At 77.9% G+C, this 10807-nt stretch carries 8 protein-coding genes and 1 pseudogene; 3 read left to right on the top strand and 6 right to left on the bottom strand.

Annotation, left to right across the window (positions count from 1 at the left end; genetic code table 11):
• On the top strand, positions 1 to 1071 hold a 1071-nt coding region (locus GSF02_RS17735), incomplete at its 5' end, for a hypothetical protein (protein ID WP_408003918.1).
• A 12-nt stretch (positions 1072 to 1083) separates the two neighbouring features.
• Here GSF02_RS17735 and GSF02_RS17730 read toward each other — a convergent pair.
• Positions 1084 to 1404, bottom strand: coding sequence for an MTH1187 family thiamine-binding protein (locus GSF02_RS17730; protein WP_159798697.1), 321 nt, complete (start codon positions 1402 to 1404; stop codon positions 1084 to 1086).
• 102 nt (positions 1405 to 1506) lie between these two features.
• Between GSF02_RS17730 and cofD the strand changes: the two genes are divergently transcribed.
• Complete coding sequence (cofD, locus tag GSF02_RS17725; protein ID WP_235915676.1) at positions 1507 to 2469, top strand: 2-phospho-L-lactate transferase; 963 nt, start codon at positions 1507 to 1509, stop codon at positions 2467 to 2469.
• Between the two features lie 5 nt (positions 2470 to 2474).
• The gene (locus GSF02_RS17720) at positions 2475 to 3200 is read left to right on the top strand and encodes an NTP transferase domain-containing protein (RefSeq protein ID WP_159798695.1); all 726 of its coding nucleotides are present in this window, start codon (positions 2475 to 2477) and stop codon (positions 3198 to 3200) included.
• 52 nt (positions 3201 to 3252) lie between these two features.
• Here the strand turns inward: GSF02_RS17720 and GSF02_RS17715 are convergent, their stop codons facing one another.
• The 5 genes and pseudogenes from GSF02_RS17715 to GSF02_RS17695 all read right to left on the bottom strand — a co-directional run.
• Positions 3253 to 3861, bottom strand: coding sequence for a nitroreductase family protein (locus GSF02_RS17715; protein WP_159798694.1), 609 nt, complete (start codon positions 3859 to 3861; stop codon positions 3253 to 3255).
• A 25-nt stretch (positions 3862 to 3886) separates the two neighbouring features.
• A complete protein-coding gene (locus GSF02_RS19045) occupies positions 3887 to 5014 on the bottom strand; it encodes a GNAT family N-acetyltransferase (protein WP_159798693.1) in 1128 nt (375 codons plus the stop codon).
• 62 nt (positions 5015 to 5076) lie between these two features.
• Positions 5077 to 8064, bottom strand: coding sequence for an FAD-binding and (Fe-S)-binding domain-containing protein (locus GSF02_RS17705; RefSeq protein WP_408003919.1), 2988 nt, complete (start codon positions 8062 to 8064; stop codon positions 5077 to 5079).
• Between the two features lie 221 nt (positions 8065 to 8285).
• A complete protein-coding gene (locus tag GSF02_RS17700) occupies positions 8286 to 10388 on the bottom strand; it encodes a YhgE/Pip domain-containing protein (protein ID WP_159798692.1) in 2103 nt (700 codons plus the stop codon).
• Positions 10385 to 10807, bottom strand: a pseudogene (locus GSF02_RS17695) (hypothetical protein); the annotation flags it as partial. The pseudogene GSF02_RS17695 and the gene GSF02_RS17700, both read right to left, overlap by 4 nt.

Raw genomic sequence — 10807 nt, 5'->3', positions numbered from 1 at the left:
GGCGCCGCCGTCGTCGCGCTCGCCCGCCGCCGCGAGGCGCGCAGCGGGCAGCGCGGCGGCGAGGCCGGCGGCCCGGACGGTGGCCGGCGCCCGAGGGGCCGAGGGGTCCCCGCCGCCGCCCTGACCGCCGTGGCCTGGCTGTGGACGGTGCTGGTCACGCTGCGCGCGAGCTTCTGGGACCCGACCGAGCGCTGCGCCCAGGTCCTGGGCTGGCCGGAGGGCGACGTGTGGTTCGACGAGGGCGGCTTTCCGCCGCAGGCCTGGTGCCTCACCGGGACGACGGCGGTGGCCACCCAGCCGGTGTGGCACGTGCAGCTCGCGGCGGTGCTGATCACCGCGAGCGCCGCCGTGACGCTCGCGACCCTGCTCCCCGTGGCGCTGACCCGCGCGACCCGCGCGGGTCAGGTCGTGTCCGCCGGGCTCCTCGTCGGCGTCGTCGCCGGCGGCGTCGCGTGGACGCTCGCCGTGGGCCGCGCCGAGCCGGGCGCCGACGCGTGGGCCGAGCTCGCCCGGCGCACCGCGCAGGCGGAGGCCGGCGCGCCCGCACCGGACGGCGCACCGCCCGGCGGGCCTGCGACGGGGTCGGACACGGTGCCGGCGGAGGGGGAGTCCGGCGAGCCCGGGCCGCCGCCGACCGAGGCGCGGGCCCGCGCGGACCTCGACGTGCTGCGCCGGGCCGCCGAGGCGGCGGGTGGTGACGCCCTGCTGTGGCCCGAGCCGCTCGCCGTGGTCGAACGGCGGTGCCGGATCGAGCGCACCGGCGAGGACGCGGCCGGCGACGGCGCCGACGGCGTGCTCCTGGCACTCACGGGCCGGTTCACCGCACGGGACCTCGCGACGGCAGCGGACGACGTCGACTTCCTGCTGATCACGCAGGACAACGAGGATGCCGCCGAGCGGATCGTCACCGCGTGGGCGCGCGACGGCCTGGGCACGCCCGAGCCGCTGCACGGCGAGTGGTGGCAGGGCCCGACGCCGGCCGGCCGCACCGCGGTGGAGCGGGCGCACGTCGGGTTCGACGACGGCGTCGGCACGGTCGAGGTCGTCACCGCCTGCCGCCCGGCCACCTGACCGCGGCGCGGCTCAGCTGTGGCCGGACTCCTGCTCGTCGGCGGCGAGCCGCTCCTCGACGCGCGCGATCTTGGCGTCGAGCTGGCCGGTGTAGCCGGGGCGGATGTCCGCCTTGAGCACCAGGGAGACGCGGTGCCCGGCGCGGCCGACGGCGTCCGTGGCCGCCTTGACCACGGGCATCACCTCGTCCCACTCCCCCTCGATCTCGGTGAACATCGCGGTGGTGCGGTTGGGCAGCCCGGACTCGCGGACGATGCGGACGGCCTCGGCGACGGAGTCCGCGACGGACTCGCCGGCACCGAGCGGGGCGACGGAGAAGGCGAAGACGGCCATGGCCCCATCATGGCCCCAACCCCGCCCCCAGCCCCGCACCCGACCCCGCACCCGACCCCGCACCCGACCCCGGACCCAGCAGCGGCGTCTAGGCTCGACGACGTGCCTCCCACCGCTTCCCCGGCCCCCCGCGTGACCGTGCTCGCCGGCGGCGTCGGCGGCGCCCGCCTGGCCCACGGCCTGGCCCGCGCGCTGCCCGCGGACGCCCTCGACGTCGTCGTGAACGTCGGCGACGACACCGAGCTGCACGGCCTGCACATCTCCCCCGACGTCGACACCGTGCTGTACACGCTCGCCGGCCTCAACGACGAGGATCGCGGCTGGGGGCTGCGCGGCGAGACCTACGCGACGCTCGAGCAGATGTCCCGGCTGGGCGAGGACACCTGGTTCACGCTCGGCGACAAGGACCTGGCCACGCACGTGGTCCGCACGGCGCGGCTGCGCGCCGGCGCCACGGCCAGCGAGGTCACGGCGCAGCTGGCGACGGCGCTCGGCGTCGGCGCCCGGGTGCGCCCGGTGACCGACGACCGCGTCGCCACGCTCGTCGACACCCCCGCCGGCCGCCTGGCCTTCCAGGAGTACTTCGTGCGCCGCCGGCACGCCGACGCGGTGCTCGGCCTGCACTACGACGGCGTCGAGGCGGCACGCCCGGCGCCCGGCGTCCTCGACGCCGTGACCGGTGCCGACGTGGTCGTGGTCGCGCCGTCGAACCCGTTCCTGTCGGTCGAGCCCGTGCTCGCGGTGCCCGGGGTGCGCGAGGCCGTGCGCGCGACGGCGGCGCGGCGCGTGGCGGTGAGCCCGATCGTCGGCGGCCAGGCCGTCAAGGGCCCGGCGGCGCAGATCCTCGAGACGCTCGGGCACGAGGTCTCCGCCCTCGGCGTCGCCCGGCTCTACGTGGGGCTCGTGGACGTGATGGTGGTCGACGACGCCGACGCCGGGCTCGCCGGGGCGATCGGCGACCTGGGGTTCGAGGTCGTGGTGACCGACACCGTGATGGGCGGCGCCGAGGGGCGCGAGCGCCTGGCCCGCGAGCTGCTGTCGGCCGCCGGGCATCCAGTCCCGTGAGCCCCGTGCTCCCCACCGCGCGCGCCGTGGCGGTGGTGCCGCTGCGCGACGGGGTCTCGGGCAAGTCGCGGCTCGCCACCGCGCTCGACCCAGCCGCCCGCCGGCGGCTCGTCGCGGCGCTGGCGCGCCACGTGGTGGGGACCCTGCTCGCGTCCGACGGCGTGGAGCGCGTGGTCGTCGTGACGGCGGACCCGCCGTTCGCCCGCGAGGTGCTCGCGGGCCTCGGGGCGGAGCCCGGCGAGGCCGCCGTCCGCCTGGCCGTGCTGCCGCAGCCCGCGGACCGGCCGGGGCTCAACGCCGCGCTCGACGTCGCGCGCGCGGCGCTGCTCGCCGGGGACGCCGGCGTCTGCGCGACGCGGCTGCTGGTCGCGCACGCCGACCTGCCCGCGCTGACGCCCGAGGACGTCGCGGCCCTGCTCGCCGCGTCCGGCACCGTCGAAGCGCCCCCCGAGCGCACCGGCATCCCTGGCACGGCCGAGAGCGGCGCCGCCGACGTCGTCGTCGCGACCGACCGGCACGGCACGGGCACGAACCTCCTGGTGCTGCCCCTGGCCGCCGCCGGGTTCGCGTTCCGGTTCGGCGCCGGCTCGCGGGCGGCGCACGAGGCCGAGGCCGTGCGCCGCGGGCTGCGCGCCGTCGTCGTGCAGCGGCCCGGCACCGCCGCCGACCTCGACACCCTCGACGACTGGGACCAGCTCCCCGCGGCGGTCCGCACGCGCCTGGCGGCCTGAGCGCGGGCTCGGCCGCCGGCGCGCCCCGGCGCTCCTGGGCCGTCGGCGCGGCTCAGGCGCCGAACCGGCCGCGGTGCACCACGTCCTCGAGCGGCTTGCGCCGGCGCCGCGACGGCGAGCCCGCCGCACCGCCGTCGGCCGGGTGCCCGACGGCGACCACGCCCGTCGGCGCCCACTGCTCGGGCACGTCGAACGCGGCGCGGAACTCCCCCTGCCGGTCCCCGGGCACGCCGAAGAAGCAGGCGCCGAGCCCCTCGTCGACGGCCATCTGCAGGATCAGCAGCGCCGCCATGCCCGCGTCCACGTGCCAGTACGGCACCGGCCAGCGGGACGCGTCCCGGTCGGTCCAGCCCTTGTCCGGCTCGGCGTACCGCCCCACGTAGGCGGTCTGGGACGTCAGGACGGCGATCAGCAGCGGCGCGGTGCGCATGCCGCGCAGCCAGTCACTCATGTCGCGGCCGGACGACGGAGTCGCCGCCGCCCAGAACCGCTCGCGCTCCTCCGGGGACTCGAGCACCAGGAACGCCCAGCCCTGGGTGAACCCGGCGCTCGGCGCCCGCACCGCGTTGCGCAGCAGGCGCTCGGTCTGCTCGGGGGCGACCGGCTCGTCGGTGAACGCCCGCACCATCCGGCGCCGGCGCACCACGTCCTGGAACTCCATCGTCACGCTCTCCCGGCCCGGTGCGTCAGCGCGGCCCCGTGACCGGCTCGAGCGGGGCCAGCGGCAGCGCCAGCTCCTCGACCACCGGACGGTAGCCGAGCGACTCGTACATCGCCCGGGCGGCGAGGTTGCTGCCCTGCACGTTGGCGCCGAGCACGCGGACACCCCGCGCGCGGCACCACGCGGCGGCCGCCTCCATGGCGGCGCGCCCCAGGCCCCGTCCCCGCGCCTCGGGGCGCAGGTGGACGTCGTAGACGAACGCCGCGGCCGGCGGGCGCAGGCCGAGCCAGACGGCGCCGACCGGCTCGCCGGCGGCGTCCCCCACGGCGACGCCGCCGGTGAGCACGGGCTCCGCGGCGACGGCGGCGATCCCGCCCACCGCGCCGGCGGCGCCGGCCGAGCCGATCGTCCCGCCCACGAGCGGCTGCGCCCCGGCGCCGGCCGGCTGCGGCTCGGCGTCGGGCGCCGGGACCGCGACGACGTCGAACAGCGCCTGCTCCGGCGAGCCGAGCCCCTCGGGCAGCAGGACGCGGTAGTCGCGGATCGAGCGGTCGAGCGCCTCGTCCCACGTGCCGGCGCCCGCGGAGTGGATCACCTCGGCGTACTCGGCGACGGCGCTGCCGACGTAGCGCTCGAAGGAGTCCTCGCTCATCGGCACCAGCCGGACGATCGCGGCGTCCGCGGCGTCGGCGCCGCCGCCCCGGCCCTCGCCGCCCGCGGCGAGGTCGAGCGCCATCGTCACGCCCGCGGGCCGGAAGCCCGCCGCGGCGGTGAGCGCGGTGGTCGTCGAGGCGGGGTCCATGCGGTCCACGAGCAGCACCTCGGCGCCGCCGGCACGGGCGTGGGCCTCCAGGACGGGCAGGAGCGCCTCGCCCGGGGCGCGCACCGAGGCGTCGAGCACGAGCAGGTCGCCCGGGTGGCGCACGGTCCACACCCAGCCGGCCTCGCCGTCGTCGTCGATCACCAGGTGCAGCTGGGTGCCGCTGAGGCCGTCGACCGGCGCGAGCTGGTCGACGGCCGCCAGGGCCCGCTCGCGGGCGGTGGCCGCGTCGCCCCACAGGGGCAGGAACTGCCAGCGGTAGCGCCGCTCGACCTGCTCGGTCCGCCAGTCGGCGTACCGGGACGCGGGGAAGGGCACGAGCTGAAGGGTCACCGCGGCAGCGTACGGCGCGCGCGGGTGAAGCACGTACCCGAACCTCGCATCCCGGACGGGGATCACAGCCGTTCGGCGATGAGCTCCACGAGCGCCTTGCCCTCCACGTCGGCCAGCTGCAGGGCCTGCGTGCGGCAGGAGAAGCCGTCGGCGAGGTACTGCGTGCCGGGCTCCGCGCCGCGCAGCGCGGGCAGCAGCGCGTTCTCCGCCACGGCCACCGACACGTCGTAGTGGCCCTTCTGCATGCCGAAGTTGCCCGCCAGGCCGCAGCAGCCGGCCAGCACCTCGATCTGGGCGCCGGCGTCGCGCAGCAGCTTCTCGTCGGCCTGGTAGCCCATCACCGAGTGGTGGTGGCAGTGCGGCTGCACCACGGCCTTGACGTCGGACAGGTCGGGCATCCGGAACCCGGTCTCGGGGCCCGGCGCCGTCTCCGGCGAGGTGAGCAGCTCCGCGACGGTGCGCGTGGCCGCGGCGACGGCGTGCGCGCGCGGGTCGTCCGGCAGCAGGTCCGGCAGGTCCGAGCGCAGCACCGCGGTGCACGAGGGCTCCAGCCCCAGGATCGGGATGCCGTTGACCGCGTACGGCGCGAGCACCTCGAGCAGGTGCGTCAGCCGCTTCTTGGCGCCGTCGAGCTGGCCCGTGGTGATCCAGGTCAGGCCGCAGCACGCCTGGCGGTCCGGGACGACGACGTCGTAGCCGGCCTTGGTGAGCACGGTGACGGCGGCCTGCGGCACGGTCGGCGAGAGCGCGTCGCTGAACGAGTCGGTCCACAGCACGACCTTGGGCCGCGCGCCGGCGCGGCCGCCCCGGCCGGGGGCCTGCCCGAGCGGCAGGCCCGGGACGCCGTGCGTCGCGCCGCCGCGGGCCCACCAGGTGCGGAACGGCACCTCGGCGAACCGCACCATCTTCCGGCGGGTGTCCATGCCGCCGGCCCACAGCACCGCCTTGGCCACCCACGGCACCTCGAGCACGCGGTTGAGCAGCCGTGGCATGCCGCCGGCCAGGCGCGCCCAGCGGGGCAGCCAGCCCAGCGAGTAGTGGTCGACCGGGCGCAGCCTGCCCTTGTACGTACGGTGCAGCACCTCGGACTTGTACTGCGCCATGTCGACGCCGGCGGGGCAGTCGGACGAGCAGGCCTTGCAGCTCAGGCACAGGTCGAGCGACTCGTGCACCTCCTGGCTGGCGAAGCCGTGCACGAGGCTGCCGTTGACTGCCTCCTGCAGCACGCGCGCCCGCCCGCGCGTGACGTCCTTCTCGTCCTTGGTCGCCAGGTAGCTCGGGCACATGAACCCGCCCGAGGCGCGGGTGTCGGCGCGGCACTTGCCGACGCCGACGCAGCGGTGCACCGCGGTGGTCATGTCGCCGTGGTCGTGGCGGAAGGAGAAGCCGCCGGCGGCCGGCGTGCGCGGCGCGGCCGGGCGGCGCAGGTTCTCGTCGACCGCCACCACCCGCAGCAGCGCGGGGGCGCCCGACGGCGTCACCGGCGCGCCGTGCGTCGTCCCGGGCCCCGCCGTCGAGGAGCCGGGCGTGCCCGCTGCCGTGACCACGACGCCCGGGTTGAGCAGGTTCTCCGGGTCGAACAGCGCCTTGAACCGCTCCAGCAGCGCGATCGCCTCGGGGCTGTACATCACCGGCAGCAGCTCCGAGCGGGCGCGGCCGTCGCCGTGCTCGCCGGACAGCGAGCCGCCGTAGCGGGCCACCAGGTCGGCGGCCTCGGTCATGAAGGTGCGCAGCACCGACCCGGACGCCTCGAGGGGGATGTCGATGCGCAGGTGCACGCAGCCGTCGCCGAAGTGGCCGTAGGGCAGCCCGTCCACGCCGTAGCGCGCCATGAGCGCCTCGAGGTCGCGCAGGTAGGGCCCCAGCTTCTCCGGCGGCACGGCCGAGTCCTCCCAGCCCGGCCACGCCTGCTCGCCCGCGGGCGTGCGCCCGGCGAGCCCGGCGCCGTCGGCCCGGATCTGCCACATCGCGGAGGCGGCCGGCCCGGCGGGCAGGATCTCGGAGTCGAGGGCGCTCGACGCCGCGACGATCCGCTCGGCGGTGGCCAGCGCCTCCTCCTGCGTCGCGCCGCCGACCTCGATCATCAGCCAGCCCGCGCCCTGCGGCAGCGGCGGCACCCGCGTCTCGCCCTGGGCCCGCCTCACGACCTCGACCAGCCGCGCGTCGAGCCCCTCGATCGCCAGCGGCTTCAGGTCCAGCAGTGCCGGCACGTCGTCCGCGGCAGCGGGCATGTCCGGGTAGCCGAGCACGACGAGCGTGGGCTTCTGGGGCACGGGCACGAGGCGCAGCGTGGCGCCGAGCACCGTGACGCAGGTGCCCTCGGTGCCGACCAGGGCCTTGGCGAGGTCCGAGCCGTTCTCGGGCAGCAGGTGCTCGAGGGAGTAGCCGGAGACCTGGCGGCCGAAGCGACCGAACTGCGTGCGGATGAGCGCGAGGTTCTCGCGCACCAGCTCCTTGAGGCCGGGCACGGCGGCGAACTCGGGGTCGCCGGCGCCCGCGGTGAACCGCCGGCCGCGGCCGTCGACGACGTCGAGCGCGACGACGTTGTCGGCGGTGCGCCCGTAGGCCACGGCGTGCGGCCCGCAGGCGTTGTTGCCGATCATGCCGCCGAGGGTGGCGCGGTTCTGCGTGGACGGGTCGGGCCCGAACCGCAGCCCGTGCGGGGCGGCGGCCTGCTGCAGCACGGACATCACGGTGCCCGGCTGCACCACGGCGGTGCACGCCTCGGGGTCGATGCTCACGACCCGGTTGAGGTGCTGGGCGAAGTCGACCACGACGCCGGGGCCGACGGCGTTGCCCGCCACCGACGTGCCCGCGCCGCGGGCGGTGACGGGGACCTTGAGCTCGCGCAGCACGGCCAGCGCGTCGGCGACCTCGTCGGTGCTGCGCGGCTGCACGACGACGTCGGGCACCACCCGGTAGTTCGAGGCGTCCGTGGAGTACTCCGCGCGGCGCCGGGCGCCGGTGGTGACCTCGCCGGAGACGACGGTGCGCAGGGCGTCGGCCACGGCCTCGCGCGCCTGCGCGGCCGCGCTCTCGGCCGCGCGCAGGGCCTCGACGTCCGGTGCGGGCGCGCCGGCACGGGGGCCGTCGGCGGTCGTCGGGTTCGTCACGCTGGGAGCAACCACGGGCCGATTGTCGCACCGGCGCGGGGCCCGGTCCGAGCCTCGTCCGCGATGCGTGCGGGCCCCCGCGCGACGCGGCAGGTGACGCGCCCGGGCCCCCGGGACCCGGGCGTGTCGCGCCGCTCGGAGCACGGGCGCCCCCGGGCTCAGAGCACGAGCTCGGGCTGCAGCCGCTTGGCCGTCCACACGCGCTGGCGGCCGGCCAGCAGCGCCGTGGCGGCGAGGGCGACCAGCCCGACGCCGAGCAGCCTCCCGGCATCCTGGGCTGCGGTCGCGAGGTCACCGCCGTAGAGCAGCTGCCGCAGGCCGTCCACGCCCCACGACATGGGCAGGAACCGGTGCAGGGAGCGCAGGGGCTCGGGGATCGTCTGCCACGGGAACGTGCCGCCGGCCGTCACCAGCTGCAGCAGCATGAGCACCAGGCCGAGGAACTGCCCGGCGGCACCGAGCCACACGTTCAGCAGCTGCAGGATCGCGACGAACGTGCCGGAGACCAGCACGAGGAACAGCGCGGTGGCCCAGCCGTGCACCGGCTCGATGTCCAGCGCCCAGCGGGTGACGGCGAACATGGCCGCCACCTGGACCACGCCGAGCCCGGCGGGCACCACCCAGCCGCCCACGGCCGCCGACACCCACCGGCCGGCCGCCAGCGCCCGGGCCGACAGGGGCCGGGCGAACAGGAACAGCACGTACGCGCCGATCCACGTGGCCAGGGACAGGAAGAACGGGGCCAGGCCCGCGCCGTAGGTGCCGGCCCGGTCGTGCGCCACCGCCCGCACGGCCACGGGGTCGCCCAGGGTCTGCGCCGTGGCCTCGCGCGTGGCGTCGTCGGGGTGCGGCACCTGCTCGGCGCCCTCGGCGATCCCGTCGCGCAGCTCCGTGCTGCCGTCGGTCACCTGGCCGGCGCCGTCCACGAGCCGGTCGGCGCCCGCGGCGAGGTCGGCGGCGCCGTCGCTGAGGGTGCCCGTGCCCGTGGCGAGGTCGGCGGCGCCGTCGCGCAGGTCGCCGACGCCGGCCGCCAGGGCCGTCGCGCCGTCGCGCACCTGGCCGGTGCCGTCGGCGAGCTGCTGCGCGCCGTCCGCGGCCTGGGCGACGCCGTCGGCGAGGGCCGGGGCGGCGTCGGCGAGACGCTCGGCGCCGTCGGCCACCTGCTGCGCCCCGTCGGCGAGCCGGTCGAGCCGCCCCGTGGCGTCGTGCACGTCGCCGACCAGGTCCGCGACGTCGGAACGCTGGCCCTCGAGCACGGGGTCGATCCGGGCGCGCACGTCGTCGGCCTGCTCCTGCGTCAGGATCCCGTCGGCAACCGCCGCGTCGAGCTGCGCGCCGAGGTCGGAGCGGGCGCCGTCGAGGGTCGGCAGCACGTCGTCGGCCGCGTCCGCGGCCTGGTGGCCGTACTGGGCGACCTGGGCGTCGCCCGCGGCCACCTGCGCGGCGCCGTCGGCCAGCGTCCGCGTCTGCTCGGGCAGGGCGGCGGTGCCGTCCCGCAGGGTGTTCAGGCCGTCGGCGAGCGCGGCGGCCCCGTCCGCCGCCTGCGTCGCGCCGTCGGCCAGCGTGCCCGCGCCGTCGGCGGCGTCGGACGCCCCCGCCGCGAGCCGCCCGGCCCCGTCCGCGGCGCTCGCCGCGCCGTCGGCGACCCGGTGGGCGCCGTCGTCGGCCTCGCCGACGCCGTCGGCGAGCCGGGCGGCACCGTCCGCGAGCGTGCCCGCGCCGTCCGCCGCCTCGGTCATCCGGCCGTGGATCTCGGTGAAGCCCTGCAGGAACTGGTCGGCGGCCTCCGTGCCGACCTGCGTGGCGAGCGCGTCGCGCACACGGCCGACGACCTGCTCGGCCAGGGTGCGCGCGAGGTAGCTGTTCGCGTCGTCGGTGATCAGCGTCAGGCTCGCCTGCCGCGGCTCCAGCCGGCCGGCGGACTCCAGGTCGTCGGAGAACGTCGGGCCGATGACGAGCGCCGCGTCGTACGTGCCCTCGCGCACGCCGCGCTCGGCGTCGGCGGCGTCGTCCACCCGCTGCCAGCCGAACCCGCCCGACTCGAGCAGCTCGTCGGCGACCTGCGCGCCGTGGTCCCCGGCGTCCTCGACCACGACGGCGGCCGGCACCTCGTCGAGGCGGCCGTACGGGTCGTGGTTGGCGAACAGGTACAGGCCCGCGTACAGCGTGGGGATGATCGCCACCGCGAGCACGGCCAGGCGGGGCAGCGTGCCGGCGGTGAGGCGGCGCAGCTCCGACAGCGCGAGGCGCAGGGCGGTCATCGGGAACCTCCTTCGAGGACGGTGTCGGGGTGGGCGAGGTCGGTGGGGTCGTCGGCGGGGACGCGCGGCGGCGCGGCCGCGCGCGAGCGCAGCGCCAGGACCGGCGGGGCGTGCAGCCCGCTCGTCGGGGGCACGTCGGCGCCGAGGTCGCGGGCCGACGACGGCGTCGCGAGCACGAGGACGCCGAGGCCCCGCGCCGCGAGGTCGCCGGCCAGCTCCCACCAGCCGGCGGGGTGCCCGCCGTGCCGGTCCGGCAGGGCGAGCACCAGGTACCGCACCCCCGGGCGGGCCGCGGCCAGCTCCGCGAGCAGCGTGGTGCGCGCCAGGGGCGGCAGCGCGTCGACCCGGCGGCGGCGCAGCGCGACCGGGGCGAGGGCGGCGGCGTCGACACCGGCGGCGTCGGCGGCTGCGGCGGCGGC

Origin of the sequence: Puerhibacterium puerhi (assembly GCF_009846865.1) — a bacterium.
Lineage (GTDB): Bacteria > Actinomycetota > Actinomycetes > Actinomycetales > Cellulomonadaceae > Puerhibacterium > Puerhibacterium puerhi.
The sequence above is the reverse complement of the archived record's forward strand: the minus strand, read 5'-3'. Positions and strand labels throughout refer to the sequence as shown.

Bases quoted from the DNA above. Each gene is read 5' to 3' on its own strand.
- GSF02_RS17730 (WP_159798697.1), bottom strand. From the start codon at position 1,404: ATGGCCGTCTTCGCCTTCTCCGTCGCCCCGCTCGGTGCCGGCGAGTCC.
- GSF02_RS17700 (WP_159798692.1), bottom strand. From the start codon at position 10,388: ATGACCGCCCTGCGCCTCGCGCTGTCGGAGCTGCGCCGCCTCACCGCC.
- GSF02_RS17715 (WP_159798694.1), bottom strand. From the start codon at position 3,861: ATGGAGTTCCAGGACGTGGTGCGCCGGCGCCGGATGGTGCGGGCGTTC.